Genomic DNA, 19,027 nt, shown 5'->3' on the forward strand with positions numbered 1-19,027 from the left:
CTCTGCGTCACCAGAGCCGCCACGGTGCCGCCTCCGCCGGCTTGTTGCATCGCGCCGAGTACTCGTAGAAGTGTCGGCGCATAGGGTCACCCCGAGGCGACCCGCTCGCCACTTGGCCGAGGGGATAGAGGGCCGGTTCACCCGTTCGGCCCATCTCTGCTGCCTCTGGCTTGAGTGGAACGCCTTTACTGAGGGTGGGGCCGGGGCACGTACGGCCGGTCCCTGGTCCCGGGCGATATGCGTCGCACACCAAGCGCCGTCATCGAGCCGGGCCCGCCCCGCCCCGCCCCGCCCGTAGCTCAGGGGGCGAGCGCGCATACGTTCTGCTCCCAGCACCGCGCGATTGTCATCAGCGGAACCGTAATTCCTTCGTCTGGGCGATCCCTGAATCCGGGACAGTGCTACGAGATGGGCGATGTACAGCTGCGCTACAGCCAGGACGCGAGGAGTGTCACGTACACCCCGCGCCGCGGGGCTTGCAAGTCTTGGTGACCCAGCCATCCTTACCCATGCCTCGGATCCGGAGGTGAACAATGATGACGCGTACCCAGCTACGCGCAGCGGGCCTCGCATCCGCATGCATCCTGGCGACCACAATCACCCCGGCCTGGACCGCCAGTCGACCCGCAACGGAGCAGCCTGCCCCCTGCCGGAGCGGCAACCTGGCCCTCGACTGGACCACCGGCGGGACGGCCAAGCCCGGCGGTTCGAATACGGAAGAGCAGGTGACCGTCTTCGCTGCGGTGAAAAACACCGGATCTGATGCGTGCACCCTGCGGGGCTACCCGAAAGTGACCCTGAAGATGGGCACGGAAACCCGGGGTGTGGATACCGAAACGCTCATGCAGCAGGACTCGAAGAAGCCGACAACCGTTACCCTCAACTCGGGTGCCACCGCTCGGTTCGTCGTGACCTTCCTCTCCGGGAAGCTGAGCGACAACGTCATCGACCCGGGCGTGGCAGCCATCACCCTGCCCGGTAACACCAAGGCCAAGGAACTCCCTTGGCGGTGGGGGTTGGTCCAGAAGCAGGAAGGGGCCACACACCCGGGCAACTACGTCAGCCCGGTGTTCCGCTGACATCCCGCTCCAGCAACCAACACGCGCGGGCACGCCGAGGACGTCGGGCGTGTCCGTCTGCCCCGTCCGCCCGCCTGCCACCGGCCACGGCGGCAGCGCACCCGGTCCGTTGCTCACACGGACTGGAGCCCGTTCGTCGATGACATGGAGGCCGACGACGACGGGCACGGACACGGACACCAACACCGATCCCACTCCCGCCCCCGCCCCCGTCCACTCCCTCACTCCCCCGCCATCCGCAGCCGCCGCACGCGCGCCGGAGCGGGCCCGGTCGACTCGCGCGGGACATAGGTCGTGCGCAGGGTGTGGCGGCGAGGCCTGGCCGTGGAGCCGTTGATGCGCCGGACCAGGATGTCTGCCGCGAGGCCGCCCAGTTCCTGCACCGGCTGGCCGACCACGCTCAGCCGGGGCCGGACCAACGTGGCCCACTCCGCGTCGTCGAAGCCGATGACGGAGACGTCACCGGGAATGTGGGCGTCGAGATCGAGCAGGGCGTCAAGAGTGCCGAGCGTGGCCACGTTGTCGGTGGTGAACAGGGCGGTGGGCCGGTCGTCGGAGGTCATCAGTTCCAGTACGGCGGAGCGTGCCCAGGCCCGGTCGTATCCGGTGTGCCGGATCAGCTCCGCCTCGCGCGGGATGCCGGCGGCGCGCAGAGCCTGCCGGTAGCCGGTGAGGCGTTCGGTGGTGGTCCAGATGTCCGCGCCCGGGGCCAGCAACGCCGCGTTCTCGTCAGGGGACGCCGAGGTGATGACCGCGATGCGGGTGTGCCCCTCGCCGGTGAACCTGGTCACCGCCGCCTTGGCGGCACCGCGGTTGTCCACCACGACGGTGTCCAGCGCGGACCCACTCAGTGCACGGTCGAGCAGGACCACGGGAACACCCGAGGCGACGGCCCTGTCGAGGTGCTCGTGGTCGGCGGCGGCGGGCGCCACGACGAGGCCGTCCACGCGCCGTTCGATGAACAGCTGCACCGCGGAGCGCTCCGTCTCGCCGTCCTCGTCGCTGTTGGCGAGGACGACCTGGAGGCCGGCCTTGGCCGCGACGTCGGTGACGCCGCGCACCGCGCGGGCGAAGTAGGCGTTCTCCACATCGGCGACGACCACACCGATGGTGTGGGTGCGTCCGCTGATCATGCTGCGGGCCACCGCGTTGGTGCTGTAGCCCAGTTCGGCGGCGGCGGCCAGCACCCGTTCCCGGGTGGCCGCGCTCGCCGACCCGTATCCGCCCAGGACGCGGGCGGCGGTGGCCTGTCCCACGCCTGCGTGCCGGGCGACGTCGGGGATGGTGACGCGGCGCGGCGGCCGCGCGGTGTTCGGCATGGGCGGTCTCTTCACAGGTGACGGCTCGGCGGACACCGAGGAACGGAGCAAGGAACGGAGCGAGGAGCGGGGCAACGAGCGGGGCAAGGAACGGAGTGAGGAACGGGGCAACGAGCGGGGCGGTCAAATCCGGCGCCATTCAACCATTGACGGACAGCGCCTGCCGATGGGTAAGGTACGGGCTCGTTGGTAACGTTATCAATCTCCGCCAACTCCGCCAACTCCGCCTGCCTGCCCTGCCTTTCCCCGGCCGACCACGGCACGTTCAGCCGCACGGCCATCCCCCATCCCCAGCCCACGCCTTGAGCCCACGCCCCGACCACCGGAGGTATCACGGATGGCAACCGACACCCCCTCGCCGCCATCGGCCACAGGCCCGGCCATCACCCTCGTCGACGTGGTCAAGGACTTCGGTGGCGCACGGGACGCGGCAGCCGTCCGCGGCGTCAATCTCTCCATCGGCGAGAGCGAGTTCTTCTCCCTCCTGGGGCCGTCCGGCTGCGGCAAGACCACCACCCTGCGGATGATCGCCGGGTTCGAGGAGCCGACCGGCGGACAGATCCTGCTGCACGGCCGCGACATGGTCGGCGTACCGGCCAACAAGCGCGACATCAACATGGTCTTCCAGTCCTACGCCCTCTTCCCTCATCTGAGCGTCGCCGACAACGTGGCGTTCGGACTGCGCCGCAAGCGCGTCCCGAAGGACGAGATCCGCGACCGGGTCGAGAAGATCCTGCGCACCGTCGAGCTGACCGACAAGGCCGACCGCCGGCCCCGCCAGCTCTCCGGCGGCCAGCAGCAACGCGTCGCCCTGGCCCGCGCCCTGGTCAACCGTCCACGCGCCCTGCTCCTCGACGAACCGCTCGGCGCCCTCGACCTGAAGCTGCGGCAGTCCATGCAGCTGGAGCTCAAGCGGATCCAGCGCGAGGTCGGCATCACCTTCATCTACGTCACACACGACCAGGCCGAGGCCCTGACCATGTCCGACCGGATCGCGGTGATGAACCACGGCCTGGTCGAACAGGTCGCCCCGCCCCAGGAGGTGTACGAGCGGCCCGCCACCGCGTTCGTCGCCGGGTTCATCGGCACCTCCAATCTGATCGGCGGGCGTCTGGCCTCCGTCGGTGCCGACACCGGGGTGCTCGACCTCGGCGACGGCCAGCGCGTCACCGTCCCGCTGCGCGGCTCCCACAGCGCCGGGGCCGACGTCGAACTCACCGTGCGGCCGGAGAAGATCACGCTGAGCACCCGGCCGGCCGACACCGCGAGCCGTATCCGCGGCACCGTCCGCGAGGTGGTCTACCTCGGCACCTCCACCAACTACACGGTGGACACCGCCACCGGCGCGCAGATGACCGTCTTCCAGCCCAACGACGGCACCGCCTCCGTCAACCCGGTCCGGGGTGAATCCGTCTGGCTTTCCTGGGCCACCGACCACTCCTACCTGCTCACCACCGCTCCCCAACCCGTGGCGACCGCCGCGGCCGCGGACTCCCTCACCCCGCGCTGACGACAGGCAGGCGACCATGCCCGAGCACGTGACACCCTCCGCGCCCCGGCTGCGCGGGCTGACCGAACAACGTCTGACCCGGCGAGGCCTGCTGCGCGCCACGCTCGGCGCCGCCGCACTGGCCCCGCTCGCCGCGTGCAGCGTTCCCGGCGCCCGCGTGCACGTCCCCACCGGCGAGACGGAGATCGCCGCGGCCGTCAGCGACTTCTGGACCGGCAAGAAGAGGGCCGGAAAGCTGGACTTCGTCAACTACACGCAGTACATCGACGTCGACCCCGCCGACCAGAGCAAGCACCCCACCCTGGACGCCTTCACCCGCGAGAGCGGCATCAAGGTCGCCTACAACGAGCTGATCGACGACAGCGCCTCCTGGTTCGGCAAGATCCAGCCCGAGTTCGCCTCCGGCCAGGGCATCGGTTACGACCTGATGGTCGTCGGCGGCGACAGCTACCTCACCAAGTACGTCCAGCTCGGCTACCTCGCCCCACTCGACCACAGCCGGCTGCCCACCTTCGCCCGGTACGGCGGCGCCGCCTTCAAGAACTCCTCCTTCGACCCCGGCAACGTCTACACCGTCCCCTGGCAGTCCGGCATGACCGGCATCGGTTACGACCCGGCGCAGGTCGGCCGGAAGATCACCAGCTGGCAGGACCTGCTCGACCCGAAACTGCACGGCAAGGTCGGCATGTGGAACGACGCGGTGCAGATGGGCAACATCGCCCTGCTGGCCATCGGCGTCGACCCGGAGACCTCCACCCCCGCCGACTGGCGCAAGGCGGCGGCCTGGCTGCGCGAGCAGCGCGACGCCGGCATGGTCCGCTCCTACTCCACCGCGACCTACCAGTCCTCACTCCAGCGCGGCGACCTGGCCGCCTCCCTCGTGTACTCGGGCGACGTCTTCCAGGCGAATCAGAGCGGCTCGGAGCTGGAGTTCGTCATCCCGGAGGAGGGCGGGCTGCTGTGGACCGACAACCTCTGCATCCCCTCGACGGCCTCACACCCCGTCGACGCACTCACCTACATGGATTATGTCTATCGGCCCGAGGTCGCCGCGAGGATCAGCGAGACCGTGCAGTTCGTCTGCCCCGTCCCCGGCGCGCAGAAGGTCGTCGCCCGCCACGCGGCCGCCGCCACCGGCAAACGGCACACCGTGCTCAAGGCCCTGAGCACCAGCCCCCTGGTCTTCCCGACCGAAGCCGACGAAGCGAAGCTGCGCCACCTGCGGGTGCTCGACCAAGAGGAGGAGAAGCAGTGGAACGCGCTGTTCGAACCGATCTACCAGGCGTGAACCGGCGACGCCGCCGCCGCGGCGCGGCGCTGGCCCCCTACTGGATGATCCTGCCGGGCTGGCTGTGGCTGGCCGCCTTCTTCATCATGCCCGTGATCGTGATGGCGTCACTGTCACTGCAGACCGGCGACTTCCTCGACGGCTTCCGTCAGACCTGGCACTTCCAGACCTACGCCGACGTGATCAGCACCTACCACGTGCAACTCGTACGGTCACTGGTCTACGGCGCCGCGGCCACCGTCTCCTGCCTCCTCATCGGCTACCCGGTGGCCTACTGGATCGCCTTCCGGGCCGGCCGGCACAAGTCGGTGTTCCTCTTCCTGCTCCTGCTGCCGTTCTTCGTCGCCTTCGTCATCCGCACCCAGTCCTGGAACGTGGTGCTCGCGGACCACGGCGTCGTGCTCGGACCGCTCAAGGACATGGGCCTGCTCTCCGACGGCTTCCACCTGCTGGCCACTCCCTACGCGGTGATCGGCGGACTGACGTACAACTTCATGCCGTTCATGGTGCTGCCGATCTACGTCGCCCTCGAACGGGTGGACCCCAAAGTGATCGAAGCCTCCACCGACCTGTACGCCTCCAGGGCGGGGACGTTTCTGCGCGTGGTGCTGCCGCTGTCGCTGCCCGGCGTCTTCGCCGGAGTGCTGCTGACCTTCGTGCCCGCCTCCGCCGACTACGTCAACGCCGGCATTCTCGGCGGCCCTTCCACGACGATGATCGGCAACATCATCAAAACCGAGTACTTCACCAACCTCGACTATCCCGGCGCCGCCGCCCTGTCCTTCGTCCTCATGGGCGCGCTGCTGCTCGCCGTCTTCACCTACGCCCGGGCCCTGGGCACCGACGACGTGCTGGAGGCGGCCGCGCGATGACCCCACAGACCGTCATCCCGCCTCTCGACGCGCCCGCCACCCCGCAAAAGCGCGGGCCCCGCCGCCGACCCGCCCTGACCCTGTACACCTTCCTGATACTGGCCTGGCTGCTGCTGCCGATCGCCGTCATGGTCCTGTTCGGCTTCAACGACACCGGCAGCAAGGTGAACTTCACCTGGCAGGGCTTCACCCTGAACTGGTACCGGCACCTGTTCGCCATTCCGAACCTGACCTCAGCACTGGTCAACAGCCTCACCATCGCCCTCGTCGTCGCCGTGGTCGCCACCCTGCTCGGCACTCCGATCGGACTGGCGCTCGGCCGCTACCGCTTCCGCGGCCGGGGCTCCGTGGACCTGCTGATGTTCGCCGCCATCGCGGCCCCCGAAATCGCCCTGGGCGCCGCCCTGTTGTCGATGTTCATCGTCATGGGCGTGCCCCGCGGCTATGGGACCGTCGTCATCGCCCACGTGGCGTTCTGCATCCCGTACGTCGCCATCACCGTACGGGCGCGCATGGCGGGGCATGACCCGGCACTGGAGGAAGCCGCCCGTGACCTGGGCGCGGGCCCCTGGACGGCGTTCCGCCTCGTCACCCTGCCGATGCTGCTGCCCGGCGTGGCCTCCGGCGCCCTGCTGTGCTTCGCCCTGTCCATCGACAACTACGTCATCACCAGCTTCAACGCCGGCCGTACGGTCACCTTCCCGCTGTGGGTCTACAGCGCCAGCCGTACCGGCGTACCCCCGCAGGTCAACGTCATGGGGACGCTGATCTTCGTCGGCGGCCTGGTCATCGCCGTGGCGAACGTCCTCTTCTCCCGGCGCCGCCGCGCGGCCTGACCACCCGGCGCGGATCACCCCCCTCCCCATCCTCACCACCCTCAAAGGAAATCACCACCGTGCACTCTTTGCTGTCCTTCAACGAAGCCGAGTTCGTCTCCCAGACGGAGAGCCTCGTGGCGCTGCGTCCGCAGATCGAGAAGGTCGTCGACCGTCTCGTCGACGAGGGGTACGACAACGTCCTGCTCGTGGGAGCGGGCGGAACGTACGCGCAGATGTGGCCCTACGAACACCTCGCGCGGCGCACCTCGCTGCTCCCCGTCCGTGCAGCCGTCGCCGCGGAGCTGGTCGTCTCCGGCGACGCCCGCCTCGGTGAGCGCACCGCCGCCGTCTTCACCTCCGTCTCCGGCACGACCGAGGACTGCCTGCGCGCCATCGAGTTCTGCAAGTCCCGGGGCGCGCACACGATCGGCTTCACCGGTCTGCCCGACTCCCCCGTCGCCCGGAGCGTCGACACCGCGCTGATCTCCGCGCCCAAGGCCTGGCCCTTCGATGTGCAGCTGCTGCTGTTCCTGGGCCGACTGCTCTCCCACCGGGGCGAGTTCGCGGGATACGAGCGCCTCGCCGACGAACTCGCGAACTTGCCGCGCACCCTGGTGGACGTCGCCCGGCAGGCCGAACCGGTGGCGGAAGCGTTCGCCGACGCCCACAAGGACGACGACTACCACTTCCTCGTCGGCGGCGGGAACCTGTGGGGATTCACCTACTTGTACTCCATGTGCATCCTGGAGGAGATGCAGTGGCTGCGCACCACCCGGGTGCACAGCGCCGAGTTCTTCCACGGTTCGCTGGAGCTGCTCGACGAGCACACCAGCGTGATCGTCTTCCAGGGGGAGGACGAGACGCGGGCGCTCACCGACCGGGCCGAGGCGTTCGCCAAGCGCGTCTCCAAGGACGTCACCGTCTTCGACACCCGCGACTACCCCCTGGAGGGCATCAGCCCCGAGTTCCGCGGGCTGCTCGCCCCGCTGGTGCTCGACACCGTGATGGACAGGGTCAGCAAGCACCTGGAGCGGGCCCGCGACCACTCGCTCGACCTGCGCCGCTACTACCGCGTCATGGACTACTGACGGCCGGACCGCTTCCGCTCGTCCATCCACCCCCGCGCGCCGGTGCCCCGGCACGGGCGCGCCCATGGCGGGCGCGGCGCTTCCCGTCAACGCCGCGCCCGCGCCTCGGGAGCCTTTGATGAACGGCCCGAACGTCCACAACATCCCGAACGTCCTCGGCTTCGGTGACAACACCGTCGATCGCTTCGTGGACCGCGGCACCGACTATCCCGGCGGCAACTGTGTCAACGTCGCCGTCTACGCCCGTCGACTCGGTCTGTACTCCGCCTATCTGGGGGTGTTCGGCGACGACGACCTCGGTGCCTTCGTACGTACGTCCGTGGCGGCGCAGGGTGTCGCCGTGGAGCGCAGCATGGTGCGCCCCGGCCGGACCTCGGTCTCCACCCTGCATGTGCGGGACGGCGACCGGGTGTTCCTCGGTTACGACGACGGCACCGTCCGCGAGCGACCCGCCTTGGATGCCGGCCTGATGGCGTACGCGGCGTCGTTCGCCCTCGTGCACTCCAGCGTGTACTCGCGCACCGAGGCCGAACTCCCCCGGCTCGCCGCCGCCGGTCCGCTGCTCAGCTTCGACTTCTCCGACGAGGAGGAGCACCGCACGCCCGCCTACCTCGACCGGGTGTGCCCCCACGTGGACCTGGCACTGTTGTCGTGCTCGCACCTGGACGAGGCCGCCACGCGTGCGCTGCTCACCGAAGCCGTGCGGCGGGGCGCCAGGATGGCCCTGGCCACCCGTGGCCTCGACGGAGCGATGGCGTACGACGGTACGGTGACGGTGTCCGCGCCGGCCCGGCCCGCGGACCCCGGCTCCATGTCCGACACGATGGGCTGCGGGGACGCCTTCCTCGCCGGTTTCATCGTGTCACTCCTGCGCGACGGTTGGTCCCGGCCGCTCCCGCCGACCCGCGAGGCACTGGAAGACGCCCTGCGCCATGGCTCACAGGCGGCATACGAACAGTGCTTCACGGAGGCCGCCTTCGGCTGCGGACGCCCCGCACCGACACCAACGGGGGTGCCGACACCGTCACCGGAAGAGGGCCCGCCCGCGGCGCGGGGTGAGGGGCCTTGCTCGGGCCGCTGACCAGCATCGACGCCGGCGGTAAGGAACGGTCGGCCGGAACGGCGGCAGGTACGGCACGGGCGTAGCTCAGCGGTTCACCTCGCCGAAGTCCTTGACAACTCAATTGGTCTGGACCAACTATGCGCACAGCAGCGGTGGCCACCGTCGTTCACTTTCGTCCTTCACCCCTCCCGGGAGGCACTCCGTGGACCGTGTACGTCAGGGCATACCCGGTGTTCGCCGGAGAATCGGCGCGGCAATCGCCGTCGGTGCGGCCTCCGCACTCGCCGTCACCGCGCTCGCCGCACCCGCGCAGTCGGCGCAGTCCGCGCAGTCCTCGGACGTCAAAGCAGCGGACGCCAAAGCGGACGTCAACGTCGTCAAGAACGCCGGCTTCGAGTCGGACCTGAGCAACTGGACCTGCGCCGCGAACAGCGGTACCACCGTCACGTCCCCCGTGCACGGCGGCACGAGGGCGCTCAAGGCCACCCCATCGGGCCAGGGCACCGCCGAGTGTTCCCAGATCGTCTCGGTGAAGCCCAACTCGACTTACAAGTTGAGCAGTTGGGTGCAGGGCAGCTACGCCTACCTCGGTGCCCGCGGCACCGGCACCACCGACGTGTCGACCTGGACGCCGGGCAACTCGTCCTGGCAGCAGCTCTCCACCAGCTTCACCACCGGCGCGAACACCACGTCGGTCACCGTGTACACGCACGGCTGGTACGGGCAGAGCGCGTACTACGTGGACGATGTGAGCGTCCTCGGGCCCGACGGGGGCGGCGGTACCGACCCGGTGGAGATACCGGCCGTGCCGGCCGGCCTCGCGGCGGGCACGACGACGTCCACGTCGGTGGACCTGTCCTGGACCCCGGTGTCCACGGCCACGGGGTACACCGTCTACCGCGACGGCACGAAGGTCGCCTCGTCCGTCGGCGCCTCCACGACCGTCACCGGTCTCGCGCCGGACACCGCGTACAGCTTCCAGGTGAGCGCCACGAACGCGGCGGGTGAGTCCGCGAAGTCGACGGCGGTGTCCGCACGGACCGCCAAGGGGAATGGCGGCGGGGACGGCGGCACCGTGCCCAAGCACGCGCTGACCGGCTACTGGCAGAACTTCAACAACGGCGCGACCGTGCAGAAGCTTCGGGACGTGTCGTCGCAGTACGACATCATCGCCGTGTCCTTCGCCGACGCCACCACCACGCAGGGCCAGATCGCCTTCAACCTGGACCCTGCCGTCGGCTACTCCTCCGCCGCCGACTTCAAGGCGGACATCGCCGCGAAGCACGCCGCGGGCAAGTCCGTGATCCTCTCGGTCGGCGGCGAGAAGGGAACCATCTCGGTCAACAGTGACGCCTCCGCGACGGCGTTCGCGAACAGCGCCTACGCGCTGATGCGGGAGTACGGATTCGACGGCGTCGACATCGACCTGGAGAACGGCCTCAACCCCACCTACATGACGAAGGCGCTGCGCCAGCTGTCCGCGAAGGCGGGCTCGAAGCTGGTGCTCACGATGGCGCCGCAGACCATCGACATGCAGTCCACGTCCGGTGGCTACTTCCAGACGGCGCTGAACGTGAAGGACATCCTCACGGTCGTCAACATGCAGTACTACAACAGCGGTTCGATGCTGGGCTGTGACGGCAAGGTCTACAGCCAGGGCAGCGTGGACTTCCTGACCGCGCTCGCCTGCATCCAGTTGGAGGGCGGCCTCGATCCGTCCCAGGTCGGGCTCGGTGTCCCGGCGTCGACGCGTGCCGCGGGCAGCGGTTACGTGGCCCCGTCGGTCGTGAACAACGCCCTCGACTGCCTGGCCCGCGGCACTGGCTGCGGCTCCTTCAAGCCGTCGAAGACGTACCCGGCGCTGCGCGGCGCCATGACGTGGTCCACGAACTGGGACGCGACGGCGGGCAGCTCGTGGTCGAACTCCGTCGGCCCGAAGGTGCACAGCCTTCCGTAGCGAACGGCCTGGCGGGGCGGGCGGACGAACCACGGTCCGTCCCGTCCCGTCCCACCGTGACGGACAGGACGATCTTGCCGGTGGTGCGGCCGGTCTCACCCAGCGTGTGGGCCCGGGCGGCTTCTTCCAGGGGGAAGACCGCGTCGGCGATCACGCGCAGGCGGCCGTCCTCGACCAGGGAAGTGATCTCTCGCAACCCCGCGTGGTCGGGCTCGACGAGCATGAACACCGCCCGCACTCCGGCCGCTTCGGCCTCCTTTGCGGGGAAGGTGTGGTTCAGCGGCAGGATCGAGACCAGCGTGCCGCCCGGCCGCAGCGTTTGCAGGGACCGGGCCCAGTTGGGGCCGCCGAGGGCGTCCAGTGCGACATCGATGTCGCGGAGGGTCTCGGCGAAGTCCTGGGTACGGTAGTCGATCAGCTCGTCGGCGCCCAGCGAGCGCAGTAGCTCGTGCTTGGCGGCGCTGGCGGTGCCGATGACGTACGCGCCACGGGCCTTGGCGATCTGCACGGCCAGATGGCCGACGCCTCCGGCGGCCGCGTGGATCAGGACGCGCTGGCCGGGCTGGACGTTCGCGGTGTCCACCAGGGCCTGCCAGGCGGTCAGCGAGGCCAGCGGCAGGGCACCGGCCTGGATGTGGTTCAGGCCCTTGGGGCGCGGAGCGAAGTGCCGGGCCGGGGCGGCGACGTACTCGGCATAGGCACCCGCCGGGTGCGGGAAGCGCGGCATCCCGAACACCTCGTCGCCCGCCTGGAAGAGTGTCACCCCGTCGCCGACCGCCTCGACCACCCCGGAGACGTCAAAGCCGAGCGTGAACGGCGGTCTGGCGCCATTGGCGAACACGCCCCGCTCGCGGGTCTTCCAGTCGGCTGGGTTCACGCCCGCCGCGTGCACCCGGACCAGGATCTCGCCCCGGCCCGGGACCGGGCGCCGCGTCTCGATGACCTTGAGGACGTCCGGTGCTCCGGCGGCGTCCTGGGAGATGGCGCGCATGGTCGAGGGGGTGGTGGCCTGGTCCATGATGACGTGCTCTCTTCAGCAGGGGTTTTCTTGTGGTTTGTGCCGGTTTTCTTGGGCACTTCCCAAGACTGCCCGGGTGGACGGCCCCGCAGTAGTGGCCCGATGGTCAAGGAATGAAAGAATCGGGTCATGCACCATGTTGGCGTACTGGCCCTGGATGGGGTGGTCCCCTTCGAGCTCGGCATCCCCGCGCGGATCTTCGGCGCCGCCCGTGACGGCACGGGCAACCAGCTCTACTCCGTGACCACGTGCAGCTTGGACGGCCGGCCCGTCCGCGCCGAGGCCGACTACCAGCTCACCGTCTCCTACGACGCCTCCCTGCTGGCCACCGTCGACACCGTCGTCATCCCGCCCTCCCACGCGCTGGGCCCCATTCGCGAGGAGGGCCGCCTGCCCGATGCCCTGCGCGAGGCCCTGGCTGCCATCCGCCCCGGAACCCGGATTGTGGCGATCTGCACCGGCACCTACGTGCTGGCCGCCGCGGGACTGCTCGATGGCCGCCCCGCCACCACGCACTGGCGCGAAGCCGACCGTCTGCAGCGCATGTTCACCACCGCGCGCATCGACCCCGACGTCCTCTTCATTGATGACGGCGAGATCCTCACGTCCGCCGGGGTCGCCGCCGGCATCGACCTGTGCCTGCACATCGTCCGCCGCGACCACGGCAGTGACATCGCCAACGAGGTCGCCCGCTCCTGCGTCGTACCGCCTTGGCGCGACGGCGGCCAGGCCCAGTACATCCGGCGCCCCGTCCCCGACTCCACTGCCCCGGGTACCGCCTCCACACAGGCGTGGATCATGGAACGTCTCTCTGAACCCATCACCCTGGCTGACATGGCAGCCCACGCCAACGTCAGCCTGCGTACCTTCACCCGCCGCTTCCGCAACGAGGTCGGCACCAGCCCCGGCCAGTGGCTCATCCGCCGGCGCGTCGACCTGGCCCGGCACCTGCTGGAGACCACTGACTGGCCCGTCGACCTGGTCGCCGACCGCGCCGGACTCGGCACCGGTGTCTCCCTGCGCCAGCATCTTCATGCCGCCATCGGGGTCACACCCCAGGCATACCGCCGCACCTTCCGCCCCACACCCGCCGACGGTTCAGCGCAGCGGCAGTGAGCGATTCACCGTCCCGCCTGGCCTACGGCACGTCTCCGGCGTATTCCGGCGGCTGCCCTCCAGGCACCGCCTCGACATGCCCCTCCGGCACCGGACCCAGATCCCACGGCCTGCGCGCCCTGTCCGCCTTGTCCCGCCCCATGAGCTGCTCAACGACCGGCACACGCCCGGGGCTCGGCCCTGACGGCACTGCCACCCGGCCTCACCCAGTCAGGCCGGGTGACAGTGCGGGCAGGTCTTGGTCGCGGAGCTGGGTGACGTCGACGTAGTCTCGGGTTGGCCTACACCAACTGGGTCTTCGGCAGGGTGAGCACGGCCTCGGCGGTCATCGCCAACGCTTCCTGGGCCGGGCCACCGTCGTCGAGGCTCTTGAGCACGGTGCGGTAGTTCCCGATCAGAGCCTCGCCGACTCCCGCTCGTCGAGCCGGATCTCCTCCAGCCTTGGCCTTCTTGATCTTCATGGCGACCCGCTTACAGAACATCGTCGCCAGATCGTCCCCGTACCCGCATCCGTGCCTTGAGGATGCCCGAGAGACATATGCCGCGAGGGGGCGCGTTGACCCCACAATGAATTCGAATCCTCTGCCGGCAACACGGTATCCGGGTCGACGAGCGAACCGCTGGCCGGCCAGCACGCCGTAGGCGGCGCCACCGTGCGCCCGTGTCCGATCCGCGGATCGTCGCCCGCGTACGCCTCCGCCTGCCAGCCGTAGCCGCCCATCCAGGACTCCAGGCGGTCGCGGGCGGATGGCCAAGAAGCTCCCTGTCCTCCCGCAGGTCAGCCGCCACCCCGTGGCGTTCGCACGCAAGGGGGAGTTCCACCTCGGACCAGCGCGTCCCGGTCGGCAGATCCAGCCTGACGGTGCGACCGTCCACGCCGACGGCCAGCGTGACGACCTGGCGGGCCCCTCGCCGGGTCGCGGCGATCACCCCATCGTCGAAGAACCGTGTGCGCACCGCGAAGTACGCGGGACCTTCGCCAGGATCGAGAGCATCGTGGCGGCGAGCGGATCCCGGAACAGCGCGTCGGGACAGTCGCTCTCCAGCTGCCGCATCCACGCGACGAACAGGCGAGCGCCCTTAACGTCAACTCCTTGGCTGCTGCATCCACTTGCGGCATGGCACGCGTGCGGCGGTGTTCATTATGCGCATCGACCATATGAGAGCGTTCTTGCTTGACCCGGTGAACCGATGGAAATCTGCGGGCCTCTACGGCCCCGTTGAAGGATGTGTGCATGCTCGACACCTTGGACCGTGCCCTGATCCACGCGCTGCACATAGACGGCCGCGCGCCCTTCAGTCAGATCGCTGTCGCGCTCGACGTCTCACCCCAGACCGTCGCCCGCCGCTACCGTCGCCTGCGTGACGAGGCGTCGCTGCGCGTCGTCGGGCTCGCGGACCCCCGCCTAGCCGGTCAGACACAATGGCTCGTCAGACTCGCCGCCGCCGCAAGTTCCGCGCAGGACCTGGCTCACGCCCTGGCCCGCCGACCCGACACGTCATGGGTCAAACTCACCTCTGGCGGAACCGAAATCGTGGCGGTCATCCACACCTCTACCAACGATGCCGTCGGCAACTCCTTGTTGCTGCGCGACATCCCCCGTAATAACAACATCACCGCTGTGTCCGCGTACTGCCTCCTGCACATGTACCTCGGAGGTCCCACCAACTGGCGACGAAGCGCCGACACCCTCACCGAAGAGCAGCAGCGCATCCTGAGATCGCACGAGACGGCGGACAGTGCCTACGTCCCCGTCCCTCGCCAACTCGGCGACGCTGACGCGGGCTTGTTGGTCGCGCTGCAGAAGGACGGGCGTGCCAGCCATGCGGAACTTGCCCAGGCGACTGGCTGGTCCCCCGTCACTGTCGCGCGCCGCCTGGCCGACCTGCAGGCCGGCGAAGCCATTTTCTTCGATGTCGAGGTCGACACCGGACTGTTCGGCGCCAACACCAGGGCACTGCTGTGGATGTCGGTGAGCCCCGCACATCTGGAACACGTGGCGACGACCCTGGCGAGCCATGACGAACTCGCCTTCGTCGCCGCAACCACCGGCCCCACCAACCTCGTGGCTCAGGCCCTGTGCAGCGACCCCTCCGACCTCCACCGCTACCTCGCCCGGCGGCTCGGCTCCCTCGACGCGGTCCAGACCCTCGAGACCAGTCCAGTGCTGCGGAACGTCAAGGCGGCGAGCCCGATGATCACGGATCTCGCTCGTAGCCGACAGTCGGCAGCGGGCAGGCGCGTACGGCCGTGAAGACCGGCGCGTCCGCACATGCCGAAGCGGCGGCCGCGCGTCCGCCGCAGGAACTGTTCAGGCACGTGGCTCGCTCACCGTTGCGCCCCGGCTGTGTCCGACGCCTCCTTTTCGATCATCAGCCTGCTGCCGACGAAGCTCACCACCACGAGCGCGGCAGCGACCCAGAAGGCGACCTGGACTGCGTGCAGGGCTTCCGAAGGCCCGCCGGGCTCCGCGTTGCCGAGGTAGACGCTGCCCAGGACGGCGACGCCGAGTGTGGCTCCGAGCTGCTGGACGGCGTTCAGCAGTCCGGCCGCCGACCCGATCTCCTGGGGCTGCAGCGGCTTCAGGGCGATGGTGAAGAAGACAGGAGTGAAGAGCCCGCCGCCCAGGCCGACGACGGCCAGCGCCATCAGCAGCGGCTTGGGGTAGTCCGTGGGGTCCGCCGCATGGTAGACGGCGATGGCGCCCAGCGCTCCGAGCAGAAGTACCACGAGGCCCAGGGGCATCAGGCGGTGCCCGTAGCGCCGGGCCAGATATGCGCCCGCCACCCACGACGCCACCGCCAGTCCCACCGACCACGGAGCAAGCGTCAGTCCCGCCCTGAGGGCATCAGTGCCGACCCCCAGCTGAAGTTGCAGCACGATGACCGTCATCAGTCCATTGGTCACCGCGAAGAAGGACGCCGACGTCACGAGAGCCGCAGAGAAGCCCCGGTGAGTGAACAGGCTCGGCTCCACCAGGGGGCTGCGGCCCCTGCCGACAACACCACGCTGATGCAGCCCGAACACCGCCATCACGATCAGACCCGCCGCGATGGCACCCCGGCTCCACCCGGACATCGATCCGCTGCCGGCCCCGATCAAGGGATACACGATGAGCCCGATGCCGATCATGGCCAGGAGTGTGCCGGTCAGGTCGAGAGTGGGCCGATTCGGCGCGCGGTTCTCCAGCAGTTTGGGGCTGATGGCGAGCACCACCAAGGAAACGGGGATGTTGACCAGAAACGCGGCTCGCCACGACGAACCGAAGAGGTCGGCGTGGGTCAGGACGCCGCCGAGCACCGGACCGCAGACGGCGGCCAGCCCCATCACGGGGCCGATGCTGCCCAGCGCCTTGGACATCTCGCCACCGGAGAACATGGTCTTGATCAGGCCGATGGTCTGGGGAATGATCACGGCCGCCGTCGCCCCCTGCACCACGCGGAAGGCGATCAAGAAGCCCGCCGAGGGAGCCACGGCGCACGCTATGGACGCCAGCATGAACCCGGCGACCCCGATGACGAACACCCGTCGTCGGCCAACGATGTCGCCCAGCCGGCCGCCTGTGATCAGCAGCACCGCGAACGGGAGGGTGTAGGCCGTCGTGAACCACTGGATGTCGGACACGGACCCACCCAGATCGGCATGGATCGTCGGCGCGGCGACCTGCACGATGGTCGCGTCCAAAAGGTTCATGGCCTCACCGAGCAGCAGGGCGACGAGCGCCGGCCACCGCCATCGGTACGACTCTGTGGAAGACGGCACAAGTACACGCTCAGCAGTCATCCGAGTTCCTCTCCACCGTTGTCTACACATCGAGCCGAACCTCCGGACAAGGTCATCGGGCCCGACCATGAGCCAGCGTGGAAGGATCGACACAGAGACTCCAGCCAGAGCGCGGAGTTGGAAGATTCCTTCCATCAAGGGCGCCGGGGGTTTCGATTTCCCACGCAACGACCTGTTGCCCTTGCCCCCTGCGCGGCGCCGCGCAGGGGGCAAGAGGACCGGAGGAGAGCGTGAGCTTCCCGGCATTGACACGGGGGGTGGAACTCCGGTCCCGGGGACACTGTGTTCGTCTCAGCGGGCGGTAGCGGGATCGGCGCGATGGCAGGGTTGAACGCCAAGCGGCTGGGGGCAGGCCGTGTCATTGCCAGCACCAGCTCGCGGCAGAAGGCCGACCGCCTCGTGAAGGCGCTCGGTTACTCCGTAGCGGTACCCGATGCACCTGCTGGATCAGGTGGAAGCCGGGCACCTGACACCGGTCGGCCTGCGCGGTCGTGCGCCGCCGACCCACGTCGCACACGGCCACCAGCTCGGCGAGCCGGCAGTCGGCCAGAGCGGGAGGGTGGTCCTTCTTAGCCTGCCACCGAGTCCCACCACGGCGGGCCACCACGCCGTGCTCATCGCACACCTCCATGGGAACGGCGGCCCTCCGAGGACACCACGCTCGCCGCCGCGCGGGCAGAGCGCTGACGGCACACGCAAAGCCGCCAGCAGAAGTCGGCTACCACCCCTCGGACGAGCCGAGGCGAACCTGGTGTTCCAGGTCATCTCCAAGCGCTACGAGAAGGGATCAATCATCCTGGCCCAGAACAAGACCTTCGGCAAAGCGAGCAAAGCGCACATGTTCCGGCGAGCCCGTGCCAGGTGCTGCCGAAACTTCACGGGTTCGACGGGATTGAGAAGGCTTCCCATTCGTCTCGATGTTCGCGCCACGCGGTTCTGAGGGCTTCGAGTTCGGTGCGGGGGAAGTGCTCACCCCACTTGCCGCGATATGCGCTCCCGCCGACGTCGATGTTCTGCTGGGTGGACCAGATCTCGGTCCCCTTGTACACCCACCGCCGTCGCGTCCCCGTCCGCGACACCCGCGGCATCGGACTGGCCACCATGGGCCCGGATCATGCCGATGTGTGTCGCGTCGGCGGCCCCCGACGGGCTCGTTCATCGCCGCAAGCCTTCAAACCCCCGGCCGGTGGGCGACTTTGAGGGGCCGGGGGCGGCGATGAGCGGGCGCGTACGGACGTTCAGCTGGTGGACGTCTCCGGCTCCTGCACGGCGGGAGACTCTGCGGGGACGGCTGCGGTGTAGAAGACCGAGGAGCCCTGCTTGGTGCGCTCCGCCCGGCCCTTGGCGACCAGGCCCTCCACTGTGGTGCGCACGACGGTGGCCTTGATATTCCGATCGGGGTGGGCCTGAGCGAGTGCGCTGGTGATTTCAGCTGCGGAGCGCGGTTCGCCCTGCTTGCCGAGGTGACCGCTGATCAGCTCCACCAGCGTCGGGCCAGCAGGCACGGCCGGCTTCTCCGCGGCGGCCTTGGACGGCTTCTTGGCCGCTTTCTCTTTGGTACCGGTGGCTGGGGCGCTCTCCGTTCGGGCCGCGCCAGACTTGCGCGCGCCGGCCCGTGGGGCAGGCACTTGCCTCTTGCGGGACGAAGCCTTCTTGGTGACACCCGCGGACGGGTCGGAAGAGCCAAGTGCCTCCTGCACACTCAGCAACACCGCGCAGTCGCTCTCCAGCGCTCGCAACTGCTCCTGCAGCGCCGCCACCTCAGCCCCGATGCGTTGCTGTTCCCTGCGGTTCGTTTCCAGGTCCGCCGCTACACGGGCGGCGTAGTCGGCCTGGACTCCGCTGACTACCGGCTGAACGTCTGACACAACAATGGACCTTTCGTCAGTACAGGTGGGCCTGCAAGCCGCGGTGTGTGCGTGCCACTGAGACTCATCGTGAGCACGCCCTGCGAACGCACTCTGATGCCGGCCGCCCCGGGACAGCAGTAACCCATGTGCGGTGGTGAAGCGTACGTGCTTATGACCGCAGTCGGGTACACAAGGGCCAGCCACTCAGGTGAAAGTCGAGCCGGAGCTGGCCGAGGACTTCGGGGCGCGCCACCAACTCGGTGTA

General features: G+C 69.0%; 15 protein-coding genes and 2 pseudogenes. 11 read left to right on the forward strand and 6 right to left on the reverse strand.

The genetic code is table 11. From position 1 onward, the window contains the following. The first annotated feature begins 536 nt into the window (after window positions 1-536). On the forward strand, window positions 537-1,079 hold the full coding sequence (locus ACWDZ7_RS24500; RefSeq protein WP_451799755.1) for a DUF4232 domain-containing protein: 543 nt from the start codon (window positions 537-539) through the stop codon (window positions 1,077-1,079). 221 nt (window positions 1,080-1,300) lie between these two features. On the opposite strand, the gene ACWDZ7_RS24505 is transcribed toward ACWDZ7_RS24500, so the two are convergent. Next, complete coding sequence (locus ACWDZ7_RS24505; protein ID WP_451799757.1) at window positions 1,301-2,398, reverse strand: LacI family DNA-binding transcriptional regulator; 1,098 nt, start codon at window positions 2,396-2,398, stop codon at window positions 1,301-1,303. A gap of 337 nt (window positions 2,399-2,735) precedes the next feature. On the opposite strand from ACWDZ7_RS24505, the gene ACWDZ7_RS24510 reads away from it, so the two are divergent. The 7 genes from ACWDZ7_RS24510 (at window position 2,736) to ACWDZ7_RS24540 (ending at window position 10,994) form a co-directional block, all read left to right on the forward strand. Continuing rightward, complete coding sequence (locus tag ACWDZ7_RS24510) at window positions 2,736-3,908, forward strand: ABC transporter ATP-binding protein (RefSeq protein WP_451799758.1); 1,173 nt, start codon at window positions 2,736-2,738, stop codon at window positions 3,906-3,908. Between the two features lie 16 nt (window positions 3,909-3,924). After that, a complete protein-coding gene (locus ACWDZ7_RS24515) occupies window positions 3,925-5,196 on the forward strand; it encodes a polyamine ABC transporter substrate-binding protein (protein ID WP_451799759.1) in 1,272 nt (423 codons plus the stop codon). A gap of 44 nt (window positions 5,197-5,240) precedes the next feature. After that, window positions 5,241-6,068, forward strand: a complete 828-nt coding sequence (locus ACWDZ7_RS24520) for an ABC transporter permease (protein ID WP_451799974.1) — start codon at window positions 5,241-5,243, stop codon at window positions 6,066-6,068. Next, window positions 6,065-6,904, forward strand: a complete 840-nt coding sequence (locus tag ACWDZ7_RS24525) for an ABC transporter permease (RefSeq protein ID WP_451799760.1) — start codon at window positions 6,065-6,067, stop codon at window positions 6,902-6,904. Before ACWDZ7_RS24520 ends, ACWDZ7_RS24525 begins: the two co-directional genes overlap by 4 nt. Before the next feature lie 59 nt (window positions 6,905-6,963). Beyond that, window positions 6,964-7,974, forward strand: coding sequence for an SIS domain-containing protein (locus ACWDZ7_RS24530; protein WP_451799762.1), 1,011 nt, complete (start codon window positions 6,964-6,966; stop codon window positions 7,972-7,974). 118 nt (window positions 7,975-8,092) lie between these two features. Next, entirely contained in the window at window positions 8,093-9,055 is a 963-nt protein-coding gene (locus tag ACWDZ7_RS24535; RefSeq protein WP_451799763.1) for a PfkB family carbohydrate kinase, read from the forward strand. Window positions 9,056-9,239: 184 nt separating this feature from the next. Continuing rightward, entirely contained in the window at window positions 9,240-10,994 is a 1,755-nt protein-coding gene (locus ACWDZ7_RS24540) for a chitinase (protein ID WP_451799764.1), read from the forward strand. Window positions 10,995-11,052: 58 nt separating this feature from the next. Here ACWDZ7_RS24540 and ACWDZ7_RS24545 read toward each other — a convergent pair. Beyond that, window positions 11,053-12,012, reverse strand: a pseudogene (locus ACWDZ7_RS24545) (NADP-dependent oxidoreductase); the annotation flags it as partial. 129 nt (window positions 12,013-12,141) lie between these two features. Between ACWDZ7_RS24545 and ACWDZ7_RS24550 the strand changes: the two are divergent. Continuing rightward, the gene (locus tag ACWDZ7_RS24550; RefSeq protein ID WP_451799766.1) at window positions 12,142-13,128 is read left to right on the forward strand and encodes a GlxA family transcriptional regulator; all 987 of its coding nucleotides are present in this window, start codon (window positions 12,142-12,144) and stop codon (window positions 13,126-13,128) included. A 281-nt stretch (window positions 13,129-13,409) separates the two neighbouring features. On the opposite strand, the gene ACWDZ7_RS24555 is transcribed toward ACWDZ7_RS24550, so the two are convergent. Both ACWDZ7_RS24555 and ACWDZ7_RS24560 read right to left on the reverse strand, forming a co-directional pair. Then, entirely contained in the window at window positions 13,410-13,589 is a 180-nt protein-coding gene (locus tag ACWDZ7_RS24555; protein ID WP_451799767.1) for a hypothetical protein, read from the reverse strand. Between the two features lie 10 nt (window positions 13,590-13,599). Continuing rightward, window positions 13,600-14,187: a class I SAM-dependent methyltransferase gene (locus ACWDZ7_RS24560; protein ID WP_451799769.1), complete on the reverse strand. Its 588-nt coding sequence runs from the start codon at window positions 14,185-14,187 to the stop codon at window positions 13,600-13,602. 176 nt (window positions 14,188-14,363) lie between these two features. On the opposite strand from ACWDZ7_RS24560, the gene ACWDZ7_RS24565 reads away from it, so the two are divergent. Beyond that, on the forward strand, window positions 14,364-15,383 hold the full coding sequence (locus tag ACWDZ7_RS24565; RefSeq protein WP_451799770.1) for an Lrp/AsnC family transcriptional regulator: 1,020 nt from the start codon (window positions 14,364-14,366) through the stop codon (window positions 15,381-15,383). 74 nt (window positions 15,384-15,457) lie between these two features. Here the strand turns inward: ACWDZ7_RS24565 and ACWDZ7_RS24570 are convergent, their stop codons facing one another. Further along, window positions 15,458-17,005, reverse strand: coding sequence for an MFS transporter (locus ACWDZ7_RS24570; protein ID WP_451799772.1), 1,548 nt, complete (start codon window positions 17,003-17,005; stop codon window positions 15,458-15,460). A 631-nt stretch (window positions 17,006-17,636) separates the two neighbouring features. Between ACWDZ7_RS24570 and ACWDZ7_RS24575 the strand changes: the two are divergent. Continuing rightward, window positions 17,637-17,735: pseudogene (locus ACWDZ7_RS24575) on the forward strand (ATP-binding protein); the annotation flags it as partial. Between the two features lie 415 nt (window positions 17,736-18,150). Here the strand turns inward: ACWDZ7_RS24575 and ACWDZ7_RS24580 are convergent. Then, on the reverse strand, window positions 18,151-18,780 hold the full coding sequence (locus ACWDZ7_RS24580) for a hypothetical protein (protein ID WP_451799773.1): 630 nt from the start codon (window positions 18,778-18,780) through the stop codon (window positions 18,151-18,153). Window positions 18,781-19,027: the final 247 nt, after the last annotated feature.

This window comes from Streptomyces sp. NPDC003032 (genome assembly GCF_053591415.1).

What these genes read in the sequence shown, in the direction of transcription:
- ACWDZ7_RS24500 (WP_451799755.1), top strand. Translation starts at nt 537, where the DNA reads ATGACGCGTACCCAGCTACGCGCAGCGGGCCTCGCATCCGCATGCATC.
- ACWDZ7_RS24505 (WP_451799757.1), bottom strand. Translation starts at nt 2,398, where the DNA reads ATGCCGAACACCGCGCGGCCGCCGCGCCGCGTCACCATCCCCGACGTC.
- ACWDZ7_RS24510 (WP_451799758.1), top strand. Translation starts at nt 2,736, where the DNA reads ATGGCAACCGACACCCCCTCGCCGCCATCGGCCACAGGCCCGGCCATC.
- ACWDZ7_RS24515 (WP_451799759.1), top strand. Translation starts at nt 3,925, where the DNA reads ATGCCCGAGCACGTGACACCCTCCGCGCCCCGGCTGCGCGGGCTGACC.
- ACWDZ7_RS24520 (WP_451799974.1), top strand. Translation starts at nt 5,241, where the DNA reads ATGATCCTGCCGGGCTGGCTGTGGCTGGCCGCCTTCTTCATCATGCCC.
- ACWDZ7_RS24525 (WP_451799760.1), top strand. Translation starts at nt 6,065, where the DNA reads ATGACCCCACAGACCGTCATCCCGCCTCTCGACGCGCCCGCCACCCCG.
- ACWDZ7_RS24535 (WP_451799763.1), top strand. Translation starts at nt 8,093, where the DNA reads ATGAACGGCCCGAACGTCCACAACATCCCGAACGTCCTCGGCTTCGGT.
- ACWDZ7_RS24550 (WP_451799766.1), top strand. Translation starts at nt 12,142, where the DNA reads ATGCACCATGTTGGCGTACTGGCCCTGGATGGGGTGGTCCCCTTCGAG.
- ACWDZ7_RS24555 (WP_451799767.1), bottom strand. Translation starts at nt 13,589, where the DNA reads ATGAAGATCAAGAAGGCCAAGGCTGGAGGAGATCCGGCTCGACGAGCG.
- ACWDZ7_RS24565 (WP_451799770.1), top strand. Translation starts at nt 14,364, where the DNA reads ATGCTCGACACCTTGGACCGTGCCCTGATCCACGCGCTGCACATAGAC.